The organism is Flavonifractor sp. AGMB03687 (assembly GCF_017811815.1).
In the GTDB taxonomy this organism is placed as follows: domain Bacteria; phylum Bacillota; class Clostridia; order Oscillospirales; family Oscillospiraceae; genus Flavonifractor.
The window spans coordinates 548,875-569,214 of sequence record NZ_JADKZI010000001.1; the positions used below are offsets into that span (position 1 = coordinate 548,875).

Below are 20,340 nucleotides of genomic sequence, written 5' to 3' on the forward strand. Positions count from 1 at the left end.
ACAGATTGCACAAGAAGATGAAAGAAAATTTTTGTACATTGTTTTATTCACATAAATTTTTACCCTTCTTTCAGTGAATTTTCACCTTGTTTTTCCAGAGAATTTCCACTAAAATTATTAAGTGTAAACGGGTCTGATAAGGACAGATCTGACAAATACCCAAGGAAAAAGGAGAATTGCTATGAAGAAGAGAATTCTTGCACTGTCCCTGACGGCTGCTATGGCTCTCAGCCTGGCTGCCTGCGGCGGCGGCACCGGCAACACCACCGAGAGCGGCGCCCCCGAGACCACCACCGGCGGCTCCGAGACCACTACCGTTGCCAACAAGGATAAGCCCCTGGTGTGGTTCAACCGTCAGCCCTCCAACAGCACCACCGGCGAGCTGGACATGGCTGCTCTGACCTTCAACGACAACACCTACTACGTGGGCTTCGACGCCAACCAGGGCGCTGAGCTCCAGGGCACCATGATCCTGGACTACATCAAGGCTCACATCGATGAGATCGACAAGAACGGCGACGGCATCATCGGCTACGTTCTGGCTGTGGGCGACATCGGCCACAACGACTCCATCGCCCGTACCCGCGGCGTCCGTGCCGCTCTGGGCACCGCCGTTGAGAAGGACGGCGTGATCGACAGCACTCCCGTGGGCACCAACGTGGACGGCACCTCCACCTTCGTGCAGGACGGCACCCTCGAGGTGAACGGCAAGACCTACACCGTGCGTGAGCTGGCCTCTCAGGAGATGAAGAACTCCGCCGGCGCCACTTGGGACGCTGCCACCGCCGGCAACGCCATCACCACCTGGGCTTCCTCCTTCGGTGATCAGATCGACATCGTGGCCTCCAACAACGACGGCATGGGCATGGCCATGTTCAACTCCTGGTCCAAGGCCAACGAGGTTCCCACCTTCGGCTATGACGCCAACTCCGACGCCGTTGCCGCTATCGCTGAGGGCTACGGCGGCACCATCAGCCAGCACGCTGACGTTCAGGCTTACCTGACCCTGCGTGTGCTGCGCAACGCTCTGGACGGCGTGGACATCGACACCGGTATCGGCACCGCTGACGAGGCCGGCAACGTGCTGACCGACGACGTCTTCTACTATGACGAGGCTACCCGTTCCTACTACGCTCTGAACGTGGCTGTCACCGCTGACAACTATGAGAGCTTCCTGGATTCCACCGTTACTTACGAGCCTGTCTCCAACCAGCTGGACGCTGCTGAGCATCCCGTGAAGAACGTGTGGCTGAACATCTACAACTCCGCCGATAACTTCCTGGGCTCCACCTATCAGCCCCTGCTGCAGAAGTACGACGATCTGCTCAACCTGAACGTGGAGTACATCGCCGGCGACGGCCAGACCGAGTCCAACATCACCAACCGTCTGAGCAACCCCGGCGCCTATGACGCTTTCGCCATCAACATGGTGAAGACCGACAACGCCGCTTCCTACACCGGCATCCTGGGCCAGTAAGAAAAGGCGCGGACCGCTCAGGTCCCATCGTGAATAACAAGAAATAACCGTTTGCTATTAGGGAGAAGGAATTCTCCGTACGGGAGGAGGAACTCTCCGTTCGGGAGGAGGAATTCTCCCTAATAGCACATTTAAGTGAAAACCGGCAGAATCAGACTTTTCGCTGAAACTGCTAATATGCATAACGGGAGTAACGAGAATGGCAGATGCGAAAGATGATATTGTCCTGTCAATCCGCGGTATGAGCAAGTCCTTTGGCCGCAACCGGGTGCTTGACCACATCAATCTGGATGTGAAGCGCGGTACGGTCATGGGTCTTATGGGCGAGAATGGCGCCGGTAAGTCCACGATGATGAAGTGCCTGTTCGGTACTTATCAGAAGGATGAAGGAAAGATTTTCTTAAACGGCAAGGAGATCAGCTTTTCCGGTCCTAAAGACGCACTGGAAAACGGAATCGCCATGGTGCACCAGGAACTGAACCAGTGCCTGGAGCGGAACGTGATCGACAATCTGTTCCTTGGCCGCTATCCCGTCAATTCCGCCGGCGTCATTGACGAAGGCAGGATGAAGAAAAAGGCGTCCGAGCTGTTCCGCAAGCTCGGAATGACCGTCAATTTGACCCAGCCCATGCGGAACATGTCTGTTTCGCAGCGGCAGATGTGTGAGATTGCCAAGGCAATTTCCTACAACGCCCAGGTGATCGTCCTGGACGAGCCCACTTCCTCTCTGACCGTGCAGGAAGTCGACAAGCTGTTTGAAATGATGCGGATGCTGAAGGAGCAGGGCATCGCCCTGATCTACATCTCTCACAAGATGGATGAGATCTTCGAGATCTGTGACGAGATCTCGGTGCTCCGGGACGGCAATCTGGTCATGACCAAGCCCTCCAAGGAGACCAACATGAACGAGCTGATCTCGGCCATGGTGGGCCGCTCTCTGGAGAGCCGCTTCCCCCCGGTGGATAACCAGCCGGGCGATACGATCCTGTCTGTTCAGCACCTGTCCACCAAGTACGCGCCCCATCTGCAGGACATCACCTTTGACGTCCGGGAGGGCGAGATCTTCGGCCTGTACGGCCTGGTGGGCGCCGGTCGTACCGAGCTGCTGGAGACCATCTTCGGCGTACGGACGCGAGCGGCCGGGCGTGTTTACTTCAAAAACCGCCTGATGAACTTCAACAACGCCAAGGAAGCCATTGAGCATGGCTTTGCCATGATCACCGAGGAGCGCAAGGCCAACGGCCTGTTCCTCAAGTGCGACCTTACCTTCAATACCACCATTGCCAACCTGAATCAGTATAAGGCCGGCGTGGCCCTCTCCACACCGAAGATGGTCAAGGCCACCAACAAAGAGATCAAGGTCATGCACACCAAGTGTATGGGACCTGATGATATGATCAGCAGCCTCTCCGGCGGCAACCAGCAGAAGGTCATCTTCGGCAAGTGGCTGGAGCGTGAGCCCCAGATCTTTATGATGGACGAGCCTACCCGAGGCATCGACGTGGGCGCCAAGTACGAGATCTACGAGCTGATCATCCAGATGGCAAAGCAGGGAAAGACGATCATCGTCGTTTCCTCCGAAATGCCTGAGATCCTGGGTATCACCAACCGGATCGGTGTTATGTCCAACGGACATCTTTCCGGCATCGTGAATACCAAGGAGACCGATCAGGAGGAGCTCCTGAGACTGAGCGCCAAATACCTCTAAACATGCCAATGAGACAAAGCGGGGAAGCTTTGTGCGTATTGAGAGGAGAGCATGGTTCGAGAGAGGCCGACGGAATCAGACCGCAGTCCGGAGCCGTGCGCCAGCGAGGACGGAGCCCATGGGCCTGTCCGATGGACACTATAATGGGAGAAATTGCTTATGGTAGCAGAGAACACAAAAATTCTTACGGCTGAGCAGGAGGCCAACCTCCTTCAGCCGATCGATGAATATGTCGGGGGCATCCAGGCGAAGATCGACGCCCTGCGCGTGGATGGTACGGACAGAGTCATCGAGATCCAGAACAGCATTGACAACCTGAAGCGGGACCGGATCTATACCGCCCAGGAGAAGGCTGCCAAGCTGGAAACCTACAAGAAGGATCTGGAGGCCGCCAAGGCGGTGGAGGCCAAGAACAAGGAAGGGGTCTCCAAGCTGATCGCCCAGGCGGAGAGCTATCTCAAGGAACACTACAACACCGATTACTATCAGGCGGTGCTGGAGAGCTGCAAGGAAGAAAAGAAGCTGGCCCTGGAGAACTACACGGCTTCCGTGGCCCAGCTGAACAAGGAGCACCAGGAGACGGTCTCCAAGCTCAGCGACCAGCACGAGATCAAGGACGAGAAGTACGTCCACAAGAACCGCCTGTTTGACGCCAAGATGCAGCGGGCCCAGAACCTGCAGCAGGTGAAGGACCGTCAGCATGCCGCTTTCGATCACAAGTTCCACCTGATCGATATGCTGCGCATGTCCAAGTTTACCTTCGGCGAGACCATGGCCCAGAAGTGGGAAAACTACAAGTATTCCTTCAACCGCCGGGACTTCCTGCTGAAAAACGGCCTGTACATCGCCATCATCATCATCTTCATTGCCCTTTGTATCATCACCCCCATCGTGAAGAACACCCCGCTGCTCACCGTGAATAACGTGCTGAACATCCTGTCCCAGGCCTCTCCCAGAATGTTCCTGGCCCTGGGCGTGGCGGGGCTCATCCTGCTGGCCGGTACCGACCTGTCCATCGGCCGTATGGTTGGTATGGGCATGACGGCGGCCACCATCGTGATGCACTCCGGCCCCAACACCGGCGGTGTGTTCGGTCATATCTTTGACTTCTCCGGTATCCCCGTCATCGTCCGGGTGTTCCTGGCCCTGGTGGTCTGTATCATCCTGTGCACCATCTTCACCACCATCGCCGGCTTCTTCACCGCCAAGTTCAAGATGCACCCCTTCATTTCCACCATGGCTACCATGCTGGTTATCTTCGGCCTGGTAACCTACTCCACCAAGGGCGTGTCCTTCGGCGGCATTGATCCCACCATTCCCAAGATGATCATTCCCCGCGTCAACGGCTTCCCCACCATCATCCTGTGGGCTGTGGCTGCTGTGGCCGTGGTGTGGTTCATCTGGAACAAGACCACCTTTGGTAAGAACCTGTACGCCGTGGGCGGCAACCCCGAGGCTGCCTCTGTTTCCGGTATCTCCGTGTTCAAGGTCACCGTGGGTGCCTTCATCATGGCCGGCGTGCTCTACGGCTTCGGTTCCTGGCTGGAGTGCCTGCGTATGACCGGTTCCGGCTCCGCCGCTTATGGCCAGGGCTGGGAAATGGACGCCATCGCGGCCTGCGTCGTGGGCGGCATCTCCTTCACCGGTGGTATCGGTAAGATCTCCGGCTGTGTGGTGGGCGTGTTCATCTTCACCGCCCTGACCTACTCCCTGACCATCCTGGGTATCGACACCAACCTGCAGTTCGTGTTCTCCGGCATCATCATCCTGGTTGCCGTTATGCTGGACTGCCTGAAGTACGTGCAGAAGAAGTAATTTATTCCGCCTTTTTCATATGGAAGCGGGAAGCCGCTGCAAGGCAGACGCGGGGGACCGGTCTGCTTTGCGGCGGCTTTTGTACGGCTTGCCGCATTGGCAGCGGGAGCGGAATGTGCTATGATGAAACCAAGATCCCGGACGGGCGCGGCGTGAGCTCCGCCTGCTCCGGCATGTAAAAGGAGAGAAGAACCATGCAAGAACTGGGCGCTGTGCGTAAGGCGCTGGCCGCCGGTGAGCTGGACGGGGCGCTGAGCCGCCTGCTGTGCCGAGACCTCACCGCCGGCCGCAAGCGGGTGGCTGACCTGCTGGATGGATTCCAGAAGACCTTCGGGGTTGGGGATGACACCCCCATCACCCTGTGTTCCGCGCCGGGCCGCACCGAGATCTGCGGCAACCATACCGATCATCAGCATGGCCGGGTCCTGGCCGGTGCGGTAGACCTGGACTTTTTGGCCTGCGCCGCCCCCAACGGCACCAACACCATCCGCTTCCAGTCCCAGGGCTGGCCTCTGGTGGAGGTGGACTTGGATACGCTGGAGCCCAAGGAGGAGGAAAAGGAGTCCACCGCCTCCCTGGTGCGGGGCATGGCGGCCCAGGCGGCCCAGCGGGGCTACCCGGTGGCCGGCTTTGACGTCTATGCCACTTCCGAGGTGCTGCCCGGCTCCGGCCTGTCCTCCTCCGCCGCCTGCGAGGTGCTGCTGGGCGTGGTGGAGAATCACCTGTTCTGCCGGGACGAGCTGGACCCGGTGACCATCGCCCAGATGGGTCAGAAGGCGGAGAACATCTACTTCGGCAAGCCCAGCGGCCTGATGGACCAGACCGCCTCCTCCGTGGGCGGCGCCGTGGCCATCGACTTCGCCGACCCCGCCGCTCCTGTGGTGCGCACCGTGGCGGTGGACCTGAACGGTCTGGGCTACGCTCTGTGCATCATTGACTCGGGCGCCAGCCACGCCGATCTCACCAGTGAGTATGCCGCCGTGCCTCAGGAGATGTGTGCTGTGGCTGCTTACTTCGGCAAGAAGGTGCTGCGGGAGGTGGAGGAGTCCCAGGTGCTCCAGGCCCTGCCCCAGCTGCGTAAGGCGGTGGGCGACCGGGCGGTGCTCCGCGCCCTCCACTTCTTTGCCGACGATCAGCGGGTCAAGCAGGAGGCCGACGCCCTGGAGCAGGGCGACATGGAGACCTTCCTGGCGGTGGTAAACCAGTCGGGCCGCTCCTCTTGGGACCTGCTGCAAAATATCACCCCTGCCGGTGCGGTGCAGGATCAGGCCATGGCTGTGGCCCTGACGGTGGCCGAGCGGGCCCTGAACGGCCGGGGCGCCTGCCGGGTCCACGGCGGCGGCTTTGCCGGTACCATCCAGGCCTTTGTGCCTCTGGATATTCTGGACCAGTTCCGCAAGCAGGTGGAAGCCAGCCTGGGCGAGGGCAGCTGCCACGTGCTGAGCATCCGTCCCGTGGGCGGAACGGTTCTCTGGCCCTGAACAAAAGCATAGTGTGATTGTGAAAGGAGCGCGTCTGAACAATGGCAATTTTGGTATTGGGCGGAGCCGGATACATTGGCTCCCACACGGTATATGAACTCATCGACGCCGGCCGGGAAGTGGTGGTGGCCGACAACCTGCAGACCGGTTTCCGGGCTGCGGTCCATCCCAAGGCAAAGTTTTATGAGCTGGACATCCGGGACCGGGGCGCCTTGGACACCCTCTTCCAGGCGGAAAACATCGAGGGTGTGATCCACTTTGCCGCCTCCTCCCAGGTGGGCGAGTCCATGTCCGATCCCCTGAAGTACTATGATAACAACCTCTACGGCACCATGGTGCTCCTCCAGTCCATGGTGGCCCACGGTGTGGATAAGATCGTTTTCTCCTCCACCGCCGCCACCTACGGCGAGCCCGAGCGGGTGCCCATCCTGGAGGACGATCGCACCGTGCCTACCAACTGCTACGGTGAGACCAAGCTGTCCATGGAGCACATGATGAGCTGGGTGTCCAAGGCCCACGGCCTGCGCTACGTGGCCCTGCGCTACTTCAACGCCTGCGGCGCCCACGTTTCCGGCCAGATCGGCGAGGCCCATGATCCCGAGACCCACCTGATTCCCATCATCCTCCAGGTCCCCCTGGGCCAGCGGGAGGCGGTCAGCGTCTTCGGCGACGACTATCCCACCAAGGACGGCACCTGCATCCGGGACTACATCCATGTTACCGACCTGGCTCAGGCCCACATCCTGGCCCTGGACTACCTGCTGAAGGGCGGGGAGAACAATGTGTTCAACCTGGGCAACGGCGTGGGCTTCACCGTGAAGGAAGTGGTGGATGTGGCTCGCGAGGTCACCGGCCATCCCATCCCCGCCAAGATGGCCCCCCGCCGGGCGGGCGATCCCGCCCAGCTCATCGCCTCCTCCGAGAAGGCCATCCAGGTACTGGGCTGGAAGCCTCAGTACAACGACCTGAACACCATCGTGGCCTCCGCCTGGGCCTGGCACAAGAGCCATCCCCACGGCTTTGAGGAGGGCTGAGCATGGAGCGGGAAGAAGCCCTTGCCAAGCTGGTGGCCTACGGGGTGGAGAAGGAGCTGATCCAGCCCGAGGACCAGATCTGGGCGGTGAATACCCTGCTGGATGTGCTGGGACTGAGCAGCTGTGCGCTGCCCGAGGTCCAGGCTCCCGCAGAGGGAGAGCTGCCTGAGATCCTGGGGGCCCTGGCAGACGATGCCCACGCCCGTGGCGTGCTGCCCGAGGATTCCGTGACCTATCGGGATCTCTTTGATACCCGGCTGATGGGTGTGCTCACCCCCCGGCCCTCCCAGGTGATTGCTAAGTTCCGCGCCCTCTGTGCGCAGGACCCCAAGGCGGCCACCGACTGGTACTACAAGTTCAGCCAGGACACCAACTACATCCGCCGGGACCGCATTGCCAAGGACGTGCAGTGGAAGGCCCAGACCGAGTACGGTGAACTGGATATCACCATTAACCTCTCCAAGCCGGAGAAGGACCCCAAGGCCATCGCGGCGGCCCGCAACCTGCCCGCCTCCGCCTATCCCCGGTGCCAGCTGTGTGCCGAGAATGAGGGCTACGCCGGCCGGCTGGATCATCCCGCCCGGGAGAACCACCGCATCGTGCCCATCACCATCAACTGTTCCCCCTGGTACCTGCAGTACTCCCCCTATGTGTACTACAACGAGCACTGCATCTGCCTGAACAAGGTCCACACCCCCATGAAGATCGACCGGGCCTGCTTTGCCAAGCTGCTGGACTTCGTGGGTCAGTTCCCCCACTATTTTGTGGGCTCCAACGCTGACCTGCCCATCGTGGGCGGCTCCATCCTGGCCCACGACCACTTCCAGGGCGGCCGGTACACCTTCGCCATGGAGAAGGCTCCGGTGGAGACGCCCTTCACCTTCCCGGGCTATGAGGACGTTACCGCCGGTATCGTCAAGTGGCCCATGTCGGTGGTGCGTCTCACCTGCGCCGATCCTCAGCGGCTCATCGACCTGGCCGACAAGATCCTGGCCAGCTGGCGGGGCTATACCGACGAGGCGGCCATGATCCTGGCTGAGACCGACGGGGAGCCCCACAACACCATCACCCCCATCGCCCGGCGGCGGGGGAACGACTACGAGATGGACCTGGTGCTGCGCAATAACCTGACCACCGAGGAGCATCCTCTGGGCCTGTACCATCCCCACGCCGAGCTCCATCACATCAAGAAGGAGAACATCGGCCTCATCGAGGTGATGGGTCTGGCGGTGCTGCCCGCCCGTTTGAAGACCGAGCTGGTGGCGGTGGCGGACAAGCTGGCCAACGGCGGCGACCTGCGGGCCGATCCGCTGACGGCGGCCCACGCAAGCTGGGCGGAGGGCTTTGCGCCTAACTACACCATTACGGCGGACAACGCCCTGGATGTGGTCTACCACGAGACCGGCCTGGTGTTTGCCAAGGTGCTGGAGCACGCCGGCGTCTACGCCCGTACCCCGGAGGGGAAAGAGGCCTTCCTCCGGTTCCTGAAGCAGGTGTAAGAGAGATTGTGATTGAGACAGGAGGGCAGACATGACAGAAGCGGTCAAAATCGTCAATCTGGCGGATGCGCCGGAGTTCATGGAAGAGGTGTCCCGGTGGCTTTGGCTGGAATGGGCCAAGGATGACGGCTATTCCTTGGAAGAGATCATCTACCGGACCAAGTATGCCTCCCAGCGGGACACGGTGCCCCAGATGCTGGTGGCGGTGTGGGAGGACAAGCCGGTAGGCGTGGTATCCCTGTGGCTCAATGACCTGAAGACCCGGCAGGACCTCACCCCCTGGATGGCCACTCTGTATGTGAAGGACGAGTGCCGGAATATGCATATCGGCCAAAAACTGCAAATCGCCAGCATCGAGGCGGTGCGGGCGCTCCATCGCTATGACTGCCTCTATCTGATCACCAAGCTGAACGGCTACTATGAGCGGCTGGGCTGGAAGTTTGTGGACGAGGCCCCCACAGGGGGCGGCGCCCATGAGCGCATCTATCGCTACGACCTCTAAATCAAAACAAAGAAAACCAACAGCGGCGGCTCCCTTGGGAGCCGCCGCTGTTGGTTTGAGCAAATGGGCATCTATATGTTGGAATGGGCAGCGATAGGAATGAATCAGTCCTTTTGATCTGCGGAGTGCTTCTCCTTGGGCAGGATCAGACTGAGCAGCAGGGATACCACAAACACGCCGGCCACGGCATTGCCGTTGAAGATGTCGCCCACCGCGGAGGGGAAGGCGGCAAAGAAGTTGCCGGAGGTCTGGGTCAGGCCGATGCCGATGCAGAAGGACAGAGAGACGATGATCATGGTGCGGTCGTTGAACTCGCACTCCTTGAGCATCTTGATGCCCTCATACATAATGGAGCCGAACATCATGACGGTGCAGCCGCCCAGGACCGACTGGGGCAGGGAGTTGAAGAACGCGCCCAGCGGGGGGAAGAGGGAGGCCAGGATCAGGATCAGGGCACCCATGAGAATGGTAAAGCGGTTGATGACGCCGGTCATGGTGACCAGGCCCACGTTCTGGCTGAAGGAGGTCAGGGGCAGGCAGCCGAAGCAGCCGGAGATGGAGCTGGAGAAGCCGTCTACCGCCAGGGAGCCCTGCAGCTCCTCGATCTTCAGCTCGCGGCCCAGGGCGCCCTGAGCCACGGCGGCGGTGGCGCCGGTGGTCTCGGCAGCGGAGACCAGGAAGACGATGGCGATGGTGAAGAAGGCACCCAGGTCAAACACAGGGAAGTGGCTGGTGAGGAAGACCGGCTTGGGCAGGCTGAAGAAGCCCACTTCGCTGATGGTCTTCTGAATGGCGGAGAAGTCGATCATGGGAGCAATGCCGGCCACCGTCAGGATGGCGGAAGCCACGTAGCCCACGATGAGGCCTACCAGAATGTTCAGATTCTTGTAGACGCCCTTGAGGCAGTAGCGGGACACCAGGCAAACGATCAGAGTGAAGGCACCGACAGCCAGGTGGTACCAGGAGCCGAAATCGGCGGCGCCGTTGCCGCCGCCCCAGGAGTTCATACCCACCGACAGCAGGGAGAGGCCGATAGCAATGACCACGCAGGAGGATACCACGGGGGTGAGGAAGCGCTTCCAGTACTTGGCGCTGAGTCCCACCAAACCTTCAAAGATACCGCCTAAGATGACTGCGCCTACCATGCCTTCGTAGCCCAGGGCAGGGTTGGTACAGATCATCAGCAGGCTGCCCAGGAAGGTAAAGCTGACGCCCATGACGATGGGCAGCTTGGAGCCGATTTTCCAGATGGGATAGAGCTGCATGCAGGTGCCGATACCGGCAGCGAACATGGCGCACTGGAGCAGCTGGGTGATCTCCACAGCCGTAAGGTGGGTGTCTGTACCGCGCACCACAGCGGCGCTGCACACGATCAGAACAGGGGCCAGGTTGGCCACAAACATGGCCAGAACGTGCTGTAATCCGAAGGGGATGGCTTTGGACAGGGGGACTCTTCCGTTGAGCTGGTAGATGTTTTCTTGGCTGACTGTTTTGATTTCCGCTTCCTTGTTTACCATCAGTAGCACCTCACTTACCGATCTGCAAATAACTATTTTTTATTCTAAATGTATATTTTTTAGTAAAAAGGGGTGCAAAAATCCCCTTCGGTCAGGAGCCGAACGTTTTGTACACACTATGAACCATCGACAGGACCGAAGGGGACTGAAAAGAAATCGGGGGATATCAGACTGCGGGGCGAGATTACACAGCGTCGGCCTCGGCGTTCTTGCCCAGGCGGCGGAGCATGGTCTTTTTCACCGCGCGGAAGATGTTTTCGTATCCGGTGCACCGGCACAGGTGACCGGACATCAGCTTGCGGATCTCGTCGTCGGAGTACTCCTTGCCCGACTCCAGGATCTCCGCCGCGCTCATGACAAAGCCGGGGGTGCAGAAGCCGCACTGAACGGCGGCCTCGTCAATGAAGGCCTGCTGGATATCGGAGATCTCGCCGTTGGGTCCGGCCAGACCCTCCAGGGTGAGGATCTCCTTGCCGTCGGCCCACACCGCCAGATAGATGCAGGAGTTGAAGCACTCGCCGTTGACCAGCACGTTGCAGGCGCCGCACTCGCCTACCTCGCAGCCCTTCTTGACGCTGGTGAGGCGGTAATCGTCCCGCAGCATGTCGGTGAGGGAGGCCCGCACGTCGATCATTTTCTCTACCTGCTTGCCGTTGATGATGCAGCGGACCAGTTTGTACTGATTACTCATGGATCACACCTCCTGCCAGACGAATGGACTCTTTCAGAGCGCGCTCGGCCAGCACCACCGCGATGTGCTGCCGGAAGTCCTTGGCTGCCCGCCAGCTGTCTCTGGGGTTGATGTCCTCCAGCACAGTGTGGGCAAAGGCCTTGATCTCGGCCTGGGTGGTGGGCTTGCCCTTGGCGTACGCCTCCGCAGTAACCGCCCGCATGGGAATGGGGCCTGCCACGCCGTAGGCAATGCGCACATCCTCCATAGTGGATTTGTCGGCGGACAACTTCACGTTCACCGAGCAGCCGGTGGTGGCGATGTCCATGGCATTGCGCATGGCGTACTTGATGTAGTGGCCGTCATATCCCTCATACGAAGCCTTGGGAATGAGGATACCGGTCTGGAGCTCGCCGGGGCGCAGGTCCACCTGGCCGGCCTTGATGTAGAAGTCCTGGATGGGGATGCGGCGCACGCCCTCCGGACCGGTGATCTCGATGATGGCGTCCCAGGCGAACAGGGTGGAGGCGGAGTCGGCGGAGGTCACGCCGTTGCAAGTGTTGCCGCCGATGGTGCCGATGTTGCGGATCTGGGGGCCGCCCACCTGGTCCACCGCCTGGCCCAGCACGTTGATGTGGGCCTGGATGATGGGATCCTTGGTGATATGGGAGAAGCTGGTGAGAGAACCGATGCGGATGGTGCCGTCCTCCTCTAGGGAGACGCCGCGGATCTCGTCCAGGCCGTAGATGCTGACCAGCTCCTTGCCGGCCCGCTTGCCCTCCCGCATCTGGACCAGCACGTCACTGCCGCCGGCAATGATCTGGGCTTCCGGATGCTCCAGCAGCAGCTGGACGGCGTGGGTTACGCTCTCCGCCTCGTAAAGTGCCTTAATATCATACATGGTCGGAGCCCTCCTTTTCGATCAGACCCTCTTCCTCGAAGCGGCGGAAGAGGATGTGGGGATTGACAGGTGCGTCGTTGACAAAGACGCCGGTGGCCTGGTAGACCGCGTTGCGGATGGCGGGCGCCACCGAGCAGGTGGGGGGCTCGCCCAGGGCCTTGGTGCCGAAGGAACTGGTGGGCTCCGGATTTTCCACGAAGAAGGCCCGCAGGCGGGGGTGGTCCATAAAGGTGGACAGCTTGTAGTCCAGCAGGTTGTTGTTCAGGGCACGGCCGGTCTTGTCATCGAAGAGCAGCTTCTCCGACAGGCCGAAGCCGATGCCCATGCTCATGCCGCCGTGGACCTGGGCCTCTGCCAGGGCGGGGTTGATGATGGTGCCGGCATCGTGGACGTTGACCAGATCCAGCAGCTTCACCTTGCACATGGGGATATCCACTTCCACTTCGGCGAAGGTGCAGCCGAAGGAGTAGGCGTTGGACTTGATCTGGGAGGTGCTCTCGGCGGTAATGTGCTGGCTGTGGGTCAGGCTGTAGAGAGCCTCGGTAGCCAGCTCGCCCAGAGTCATCAGCACCCGGCCGTCGGTGATGCGGACGATGTTGCCGTCCACGATGTCCAGATTGTAGGGGGGCATCCGGGTCAGCTCGTGGGCGTATTTCAGGATGCGCTCCTTCAGCAGCATACCGGTCTGCCGGATGGCAAAACCTGCGGTGTAGGTCTGGCGGGAGGCGTAGGCGCCGGTGCCGAAGGGGGTAACGTCGGTGTCCTGGCAGGAGACCACGTGGACCTTGTCCAGAGGCACGCCCACCACGTCGGCGGTCATCTGGGTGTAGGCCGTGTCGGCGCCCTGGCCGATCTCGGTCTCACCCAGCTGAACCTGGAGGGAACCATCCTGGTTGAGGACCATCCGGCAGGAGGAGGTTTCAAGGGAGATGGGCCACACAGCGGTGTTGTACCAGAACACCGCCATACCGATGCCCCGGCGGATATCGCCGGTCTGGTTCTGGTAGGCCTTGTACTTCCGCAGGTAATCGGTGACCTCCATACCCTTGTCAATGCACTGATTGAAGGTGTCGGAGTACAGCTCGTTCTTGGAGAAGGGATCCATATACCCCACCGGCATCAGATTTTTCCGGCGGAATTCAATGGGGTCCATGCCCAGACGGGCGGCCACCTCTTCGGTGTGGCATTCCACCGCCCACATGGCCTGGGGGATGCCGTAGCCGCGCATGGCGCCGGCCACGGACTTGTTGGTGAACACGGTGTAGGCGTCCACCTCCACGTTGTCGCAGGGGTAGAGCTGGGGGAAGGCGCCTGCGCCCTTGGCGCAGATGCTGTGACCGTGAGAGGCATAGGCGCCCTGGTCGGAGAAGGCCTCCAGCTTGCGGGCGGCGTAGGTGCCGTCGGGCCGCACCCAGGAGACGATGTGGCTGTGGATGGCGTGGCGTACCCGGTTGGAGACGAAGGTGTCCTCACGGGGGATGTCCAGCTTGACCAGATGGCCACCCAGCTGCATGCACAGCCAGGCGCACAGGGGCTCGTAAAGCACGTCCTGCTTGTTGCCGAAGCCGCCGCCGATGTAGGGTTTGATGATCTGGATCTTGCCCCACTCAACACCCAGGGCCTGGCCTACCACCCGGCGGACGATGTGGGGGATCTGGGTGGAGGTGACTACCTTGATGCGGTCGCCAATCATCTCGGCGAAGCAGATGAAGTTCTCAATGTGGCAGTGCTGAACGGTGGGGGTCTGGTACCAGCCCTCCACCTTGATGAGGCCGGGTTCCTTGATGGCCTCCTCATAGTTGCCCTTGCGGATGGTGGTGTGCTTGAGGATATTGTTGGGATAGGCCTCGTGGAGCTGGGGGGCGCCGTCCTTCATGGCCTCATGGACGTCCAGCACGAAGGGATACTCCTCGTATTCCACCTTGATGGCCCGGATGGCCTGGGCGGCAGCCACCTCGTTTTCCGCTACCACCGCGCCGATGTCGTCGCCGTAGAAGCGGACCCGGTCGGTGAGCACCAGGCGGTCTGCCACGTCCTGGTGGCTCTCGTCGGTGGACCAGGGGTGACCGGCGGTGGGGAAGTAGTGCTTCTCTTTCAGGTCAAAGCAGGTAAATACCTTGATGACGCCGGGAATGGCCTCCGCGGCGGAGGTGTCGATGGATTTTACCCGGCCATTGGCAATGGTAGCGTGCAGCACCTGAGCGATGTAGGCGCTCTTGTCGCACAGATCGTCGGTGTACTTGGTGCGGCCGATGGCCTTGTCATAGGCGTCCACGCGGGTCACTTTTTTTCCGACATACATGGCGCGTTCCTCCTTTTGCATCTCCGTGTTGACGGAGGGATGTTCAGCCGTTGATGTGATGTTCGATATGGGCTTTCATGGCCCGGTAGCCCTCCTCGGGAATGAGGATCTTTCCATGCTGGACCCGGATGAACCCCAGCTCCTCCAGCTTCTGGACGCTGCGGTTGAGGGTTTTGACGGAAAAGCCGATCTCCTCGGCAATCTGAGACCGGGTGTGCCGCAGCTCCAGGACCTGGGGGGTGGGCAGCCGTTGCTCGAATTTCCGGATCAGGTGGACCATCAGCCGGTCCTTGCCCTCCATAAAGAGGTATTTGCGGGCCTCGGCGGTCTGGGTGATGAGGCGGCGCATATTTTCCTGGGTGCGCAGGAACAGGGCGTCCACGTCCATCCGCATCCAGTCCATATAGGCGGAGGCGGGGATGGAGAGGACCCGGCAGGGGGTGGAGGCAATGATACTGATGCGATATTGAGGCAGACCGGCGAAGCACTCGATCTCGCCGAAGAAATCGCCGGGCCCGAAGTCCTTGAAGGGGTAGGACCGCTCATGCATAGGCCACTCCACACCGGTCACCTTGCCGGAGAGAATGATAAAGATGTGGGTGCAGTCCGTGCCTGCCTTAATAAAGGTGCTCTCCGCCTCAATGTCGATGAGCGTCATATAGTACTTGACCTCTTCGGTACAGTTGCGGAACAGCAGTTCCATGTAGTTCCGCTTCTGGGGCGGCAGCGCCTGAAAGACGTCCACAGGACCTCACCTCCTTATGCCCCTATTATATCGTGTAATTCCCACAAAAAGAAAGGTCATGTGTCTCATTTTTCTGGAGTTTTTTTCACAGGATAAAAGAAAGTTAACTGTACAGTCCAAAAAGGCCTGCTTCCCACCGGGTGGAGAGGAAGCAGGCCTTTGCTTTTACTATATAATTGTAAGGAGAAGGTCAGATTCGGGCAATGCCCTGCTCTCTGGCTGCCTGTGCCACGGCGTCGGCTACGGCGTCGGCCACGCTCTTGTCCAGAGCGGAGGGCAGGATGTACTCGGCGCTGAGTTGGTCATCGGTCACCAGGGCAGCCAGAGCCTTGGCGGCCCGGATCTTCATGTCCTCGGTGATCTCCTTGGCCCGAACGGCCAGAGCGCCCTTGAAGACGCCGGGGAAGACCAGCACGTTGTTGATCTGGTTGGGGAAGTCGGAGCGGCCGGTGCCGATGACGGCAGCGCCGCCCTTCTTGGCCTCGTCGGGCATGATCTCTGGGGTGGGGTTGGCCATGGCAAAGACGATGCCCTGGTTCATGGTGGACACCATTTCGGCGGTCACCAGATTGGGACGGGACACGCCCACGAAGGCGTCGGCCCCCTTGAGGGCGTCGGCCAGGGTGCCGTGCTCGTGATTCAGGTTGGAGATGTGGGAGATCTCCTCCTGGCCGGGATTGAGACCCTCGTCACCCTCGCAGATAATGCCGTGGATGTCGCACATGACGATGTTGCCGAAGCCCATGGAGATGAGCAGCTTTCCAATGGCGATGCCGGCGGCGCCGGCGCCGTTGATGACGATCTTCATCTGGCCCATGTCCTTGCCGGTGACTCGGGCGGCGTTGAGCATGGCGGCGGCCACCACGATAGCGGTGCCGTGCTGGTCGTCATGGAACACGGGGATGTCGCAGATCTCCTTCAGACGGCGCTCCACCTCAAAGCAGCGGGGAGCGGCGATGTCCTCCAAATTGATGCCGCCGAAGCTCTTGGAGATGAGGTAGATGGTCTCCACCAGCTTGTCCACGTCCTTGGTGTCCACACAGATGGGGAAGGCGTCCACGCCGCCGAACTCCTTGAACAGGGCACACTTGCCCTCCATCACCGGCATGCCGGCGGCGGGGCCGATGTCGCCCAGACCCAGCACGGCGGAGCCGTCGGTGATGACGGCCACCAGATTGCTCCGGCGGGTGAGCCGGAAGGACTGCTCATAGTCCTTGGCAATGACCCGGCAGGGCTCGGCCACGCCGGGGGTGTACATGAGGGAGAGGTCCTCCCGGGTCTCGATGGGTTTGCGGGAGACCACTTCGATCTTACCCTGGAGCTCGTAGTGGAGGTTCAGGGCCTGTTCATTCACGTCCATGAAAAGCCTTCTTTCTTAAACCATTTCTTCGGGGTGGAACACTTCGTCAAACCGCTCCGCAGTCAGGAAGCCCAGGCTGACGCAGGCATCGTCTGGGGGATACCTTCAGCATGGGCTTTCTTGGCAGTATCAGCGGTGTTGCTGTAGCCGATATAGGAGTTAAAAACAGTGACCGGTATCAGGGAGTTGTCCCGGCCGGCGGTGATGACCACGGTGCAGTTGCGGTTGAAGAAGTCCATACAATTTACATTTTTGCATTTTAGCACAAAAGAGGATGGAAAGAAACCCTATGCGGATAAAAATGGGCAAATTTGTGCCGGAAACCGAGAAAGCGTCAAACAGGATTTGTGCTGTCCGCACAAGGAACGGGTAGTCAGCAGGCGGTACCCTGCCGGTTGCCACAAAAATCTTTTTCTGGTTTCCAAATCCTTGACAGAAGAAAGCAGAGCACGTATACTAAATTTTGTGAACAAAGGCGTTCCGGCCCAGGGGGCGGAGCGCCTTCTTTGCTATCTGAAATCTATGATTTTGAATGAGAGAAAGGGGCCCCTGTCATGCCGCATACCAAAGAAGATATCATCCGCATGGTACGGGAAGAGGATGTCAAATTCATCCGTCTGCAATTCACCGACATTTTCGGCCAGCTGAAAAACGTGGCCATCACCGCTTCCCAGATTGAGAAGGCGGTCAACAATCAGTGTATGTTCGACGGTTCCTCCATCGAGGGCTTTGTCCGTATCGACGAGTCCGACCAGTACCTGTACCCCGACCTGAGATCCTATCGGGTGTTTCCCTGGCAGCCCCACCACGGCAAGGTGGCCCGCCTGATCTGCGACGTGCACAACACCGATGGTTCTCCCTTCGCCGGCGACCCCCGCTACGTGCTGAAGCGGGCCCTGCAGAAGGCCAAGGACATGGGCTTTGATGCCTTTAATGTGGGTCCCGAGGCGGAATTCTTCCTGTTCCAGACCGATGACGAGGGTAAGCCCACCACCAAGACCAACGACGAGGCCAGCTACTTCGATCTGGGCCCCCTGGACCACGGCGAGTCTACCCGCCGGGAGATCTGCCTGGCGCTGGAGGCTATGAAGTTTGAGATCGAGGCCAGCCACCACGAGTGCGCCCAGGGCCAGCATGAGATCGACTTCAAGTATGAGGAGGCCCTCCACGCCGCCGACAACATTATGACCTTCAAGCTGGCGGTCAAGACCCTGGCCCAGAAGAACGGCCTGCACGCCACCTTTATGCCCAAGCCCATCTACGGCGTGGCCGGCTCCGGTATGCACACCAACATGTCCCTGTTCCGCAACGGCAAGAATGTGTTTTATGATCCCAACGGCGAGCGGGGCCTGTCCAAGGAGGCCTACAGCTTCATCGCCGGCCTGCTGGCCCACGTGAAGGGCATGGCGGCCATCACCAACCCCCTGGTCAACTCCTACAAGCGGCTGGTACCCGGTTACGAGGCTCCCTGCTATCTGGCTTGGTCTGCCTCCAACCGCTCCGCTCTTATCCGTATCCCCGCCTCCCGCGGCCAGTCCACCCGTGTGGAGCTCCGTTCCCCCGATCCGGCCTGCAACCCCTATCTGGCTTTCGCCGTCTGCCTGGCCGCCGGCCTGGACGGCATCGAGAAGGGCCTGACCCCGCCCGCCGAGATCACCGAGAACATCTACGCTATGGACGACGCCACCCGGAAGGGCAACGGCATCGACTCCCTGCCCGGCTCTCTGGAGGAGGCCATCCATGCCCTGGAGGCCGACCAGCTGATCCTGGACACCCTGGGCAACCACGTGGCCCAGAACTACCTGGAAGGCAAGAAGAAGGAGTGGGAAGAGTACCGCACCCGCGTGTCCTCCTGGGAGCGGGAGAGATACATCATCAACTATTGATCCCCGGCAGCGTGACAGGAAGCGGACATGGAAAAGGTGATCGTGGCCTTTGCCGGCCCTCAGAACGGCAAACGTATCCGGGAGATCCTGGAGCGGTCGGGCACCGCGACCTGTCTGCTGTGTACCTCCGCTGACCAGGTGCGCCGCACGGTGCATGAACAGCAGGTGCCCGCCGTGGTGTGCGGCTATAAATTTGCCGACGGCCCGGCGGAGCTGCTCTATGAGGATCTGCCCTCCTATTGTCATATGCTCATCGTGGCCTCCCAGAGCCTGCTGGATCTGGTGCAGAATCCGGAGATCCTGCGGCTGAGCGCCCCGGCCTCCCGCAGTGAGCTGCTGAGCGCAGTGGAGGATCTGCTGGCCCAGGTTCAGGCCCAGCCCCTCCGGCGCAGTCAGACGGAGCGGGACCTGATCGCCCGGGCCAAGGCCAAGCTGATGACCGAGGGCCTGACCGAGGAGGAGGCCCACCGGGCCCTCCAGAAAAAGAGCATGGCCGCCGGCGTCAAGCTGGCCCAGGCGGCCCGCATGGTGCTAGCGTACCGGTAAACGGCATATCGTAAAGAGACAGAGCAGTCTCGCGGCGGCGGTCCGAGGCGTGACCGCCGCCGCTTTGTATCCAGAGACAGGAGGGACGCTATGCGTTTTACCAAGATGGAGGGCCTGGGCAACGACTACATCTACCTCAACGGTCTGGACGGCCTGCCGGAGGACCTGCCCGGCTTAGCCCGGCGGATGAGCGACCGCCACTTTGGGGTGGGGAGTGATGGGCTGATCTGCATCTGCCCGTCGGACCGGGCGGATTTTAAAATGCTGATGTTTAACGCCGACGGCTCTCAGGGGGAGATGTGCGGCAACGGCATCCGCTGCCTGGGCAAGTACGTCTACGACAAGGGGCTTACCCGCAAGCGGACCCTGACCATTGAGACCGGCGGGGGCCTGCGCACCCTGGAACTGCTGACGGAGGACGGCCTGGTGAAGGCCGTCCGTGTGAATATGGGCCATCCCCAGGTGGGGGCGGCCATGGAGCTGACCGCGGGGGACCGGCTGTGGCAGGTGATCCCGGTATCTATGGGCAATCCCCATGCCGTCCTCTTTGTGGACCAGCCCGAGGAGCTGGATCTGGCTACGCTGGGCCCCAGCTTTGAGCACCACCCGGCCTTTCCTAGCGGAGTCAACACCGAATTTATCCGCTGTCTTTCCCAGGACCGGCTGGTGATGCGGGTGTGGGAGCGGGGCAGCGGCGAGACCATGGCCTGCGGCACCGGCGCCTGCGCGGCGCTGGCAGCGGCAGTGGTCCAGGGAAAGTGCGGCCGGCAGGCCGCTGTGGAGCTGCCCGGCGGGGTGCTGGAGCTATCCTGGCCCGCCGGACAAGAGATGATTATGACCGGACCGGCAACCACGGTCTTTGAAGGAGAATACCTTATCTAACGCAAAGGAGAGAGT

The 20,340-nt window shown here is 60.5% G+C and carries 17 protein-coding genes; 10 read left to right on the forward strand and 7 right to left on the reverse strand.

What is annotated here, in order from left to right; all coding sequences use genetic code 11:
- The first annotated feature begins 181 nt into the window (after window positions 1-181).
- The 7 genes from J9789_RS02625 to J9789_RS02655 all read left to right on the forward strand — a co-directional run bounded on the left by J9789_RS02625 (window position 182) and on the right by J9789_RS02655 (window position 9,516).
- Entirely contained in the window at window positions 182-1,477 is a 1,296-nt protein-coding gene (locus tag J9789_RS02625; RefSeq protein WP_209342000.1) for a substrate-binding domain-containing protein, read from the forward strand.
- Window positions 1,478-1,676: 199 nt separating this feature from the next.
- Window positions 1,677-3,185: a sugar ABC transporter ATP-binding protein gene (locus tag J9789_RS02630; protein WP_209342002.1), complete on the forward strand. Its 1,509-nt coding sequence runs from the start codon at window positions 1,677-1,679 to the stop codon at window positions 3,183-3,185.
- Window positions 3,186-3,344: 159 nt separating this feature from the next.
- On the forward strand, window positions 3,345-5,000 hold the full coding sequence (locus tag J9789_RS02635) for a galactoside ABC transporter permease (protein WP_209342003.1): 1,656 nt from the start codon (window positions 3,345-3,347) through the stop codon (window positions 4,998-5,000).
- Between the two features lie 194 nt (window positions 5,001-5,194).
- Window positions 5,195-6,481 carry a galactokinase family protein gene (locus J9789_RS02640; protein ID WP_209342008.1) on the forward strand — a complete coding sequence of 429 codons (1,287 nt, stop codon included), beginning with the start codon at window positions 5,195-5,197 and terminating at the stop codon, window positions 6,479-6,481.
- Between the two features lie 41 nt (window positions 6,482-6,522).
- A complete protein-coding gene (galE, locus tag J9789_RS02645) occupies window positions 6,523-7,515 on the forward strand; it encodes a UDP-glucose 4-epimerase GalE (protein ID WP_209342009.1) in 993 nt (330 codons plus the stop codon).
- 2 nt (window positions 7,516-7,517) lie between these two features.
- Window positions 7,518-9,014, forward strand: a complete 1,497-nt coding sequence (galT, locus tag J9789_RS02650; RefSeq protein WP_209342011.1) for a UDP-glucose--hexose-1-phosphate uridylyltransferase — start codon at window positions 7,518-7,520, stop codon at window positions 9,012-9,014.
- A 31-nt stretch (window positions 9,015-9,045) separates the two neighbouring features.
- Window positions 9,046-9,516, forward strand: coding sequence for a GNAT family N-acetyltransferase (locus J9789_RS02655; protein ID WP_209342012.1), 471 nt, complete (start codon window positions 9,046-9,048; stop codon window positions 9,514-9,516).
- A 104-nt stretch (window positions 9,517-9,620) separates the two neighbouring features.
- On the opposite strand, the gene J9789_RS02660 is transcribed toward J9789_RS02655, so the two are convergent.
- The 7 genes from J9789_RS02660 to J9789_RS02690 form a co-directional block, all read right to left on the reverse strand.
- On the reverse strand, window positions 9,621-11,033 hold the full coding sequence (locus J9789_RS02660) for a solute carrier family 23 protein (RefSeq protein ID WP_209342014.1): 1,413 nt from the start codon (window positions 11,031-11,033) through the stop codon (window positions 9,621-9,623).
- Window positions 11,034-11,217: 184 nt separating this feature from the next.
- Complete coding sequence (gene xdhC, locus J9789_RS02665) at window positions 11,218-11,724, reverse strand: xanthine dehydrogenase subunit XdhC (protein ID WP_209342016.1); 507 nt, start codon at window positions 11,722-11,724, stop codon at window positions 11,218-11,220.
- Complete coding sequence (gene xdhB, locus J9789_RS02670; RefSeq protein WP_209342018.1) at window positions 11,717-12,604, reverse strand: xanthine dehydrogenase subunit XdhB; 888 nt, start codon at window positions 12,602-12,604, stop codon at window positions 11,717-11,719. The genes xdhC and xdhB overlap by 8 nt, the downstream gene beginning before the upstream one ends.
- Window positions 12,597-14,906 carry a xanthine dehydrogenase subunit XdhA gene (gene xdhA / locus J9789_RS02675; protein WP_209342026.1) on the reverse strand — a complete coding sequence of 770 codons (2,310 nt, stop codon included), beginning with the start codon at window positions 14,904-14,906 and terminating at the stop codon, window positions 12,597-12,599. The genes xdhB and xdhA overlap by 8 nt, the downstream gene beginning before the upstream one ends.
- 43 nt (window positions 14,907-14,949) lie before the next feature.
- Window positions 14,950-15,651, reverse strand: a complete 702-nt coding sequence (locus J9789_RS02680; RefSeq protein WP_209342027.1) for a Crp/Fnr family transcriptional regulator — start codon at window positions 15,649-15,651, stop codon at window positions 14,950-14,952.
- Window positions 15,652-15,841: 190 nt separating this feature from the next.
- Window positions 15,842-17,011: an NADP-dependent malic enzyme gene (locus tag J9789_RS02685; RefSeq protein WP_209342029.1), complete on the reverse strand. Its 1,170-nt coding sequence runs from the start codon at window positions 17,009-17,011 to the stop codon at window positions 15,842-15,844.
- A 62-nt stretch (window positions 17,012-17,073) separates the two neighbouring features.
- A complete protein-coding gene (locus J9789_RS02690) occupies window positions 17,074-17,250 on the reverse strand; it encodes a hypothetical protein (protein ID WP_209342031.1) in 177 nt (58 codons plus the stop codon).
- A 315-nt stretch (window positions 17,251-17,565) separates the two neighbouring features.
- On the opposite strand from J9789_RS02690, the gene glnA reads away from it, so the two are divergent.
- The 3 genes from glnA (at window position 17,566) to dapF (ending at window position 20,325) form a co-directional block, all read left to right on the forward strand.
- The gene (gene glnA / locus J9789_RS02695; protein ID WP_209342033.1) at window positions 17,566-18,897 is read left to right on the forward strand and encodes a type I glutamate--ammonia ligase; all 1,332 of its coding nucleotides are present in this window, start codon (window positions 17,566-17,568) and stop codon (window positions 18,895-18,897) included.
- A 27-nt stretch (window positions 18,898-18,924) separates the two neighbouring features.
- Complete coding sequence (locus tag J9789_RS02700) at window positions 18,925-19,443, forward strand: ANTAR domain-containing protein (RefSeq protein WP_209342035.1); 519 nt, start codon at window positions 18,925-18,927, stop codon at window positions 19,441-19,443.
- A 90-nt stretch (window positions 19,444-19,533) separates the two neighbouring features.
- A complete protein-coding gene (dapF, locus tag J9789_RS02705; RefSeq protein WP_209342037.1) occupies window positions 19,534-20,325 on the forward strand; it encodes a diaminopimelate epimerase in 792 nt (263 codons plus the stop codon).
- Window positions 20,326-20,340: the final 15 nt, after the last annotated feature.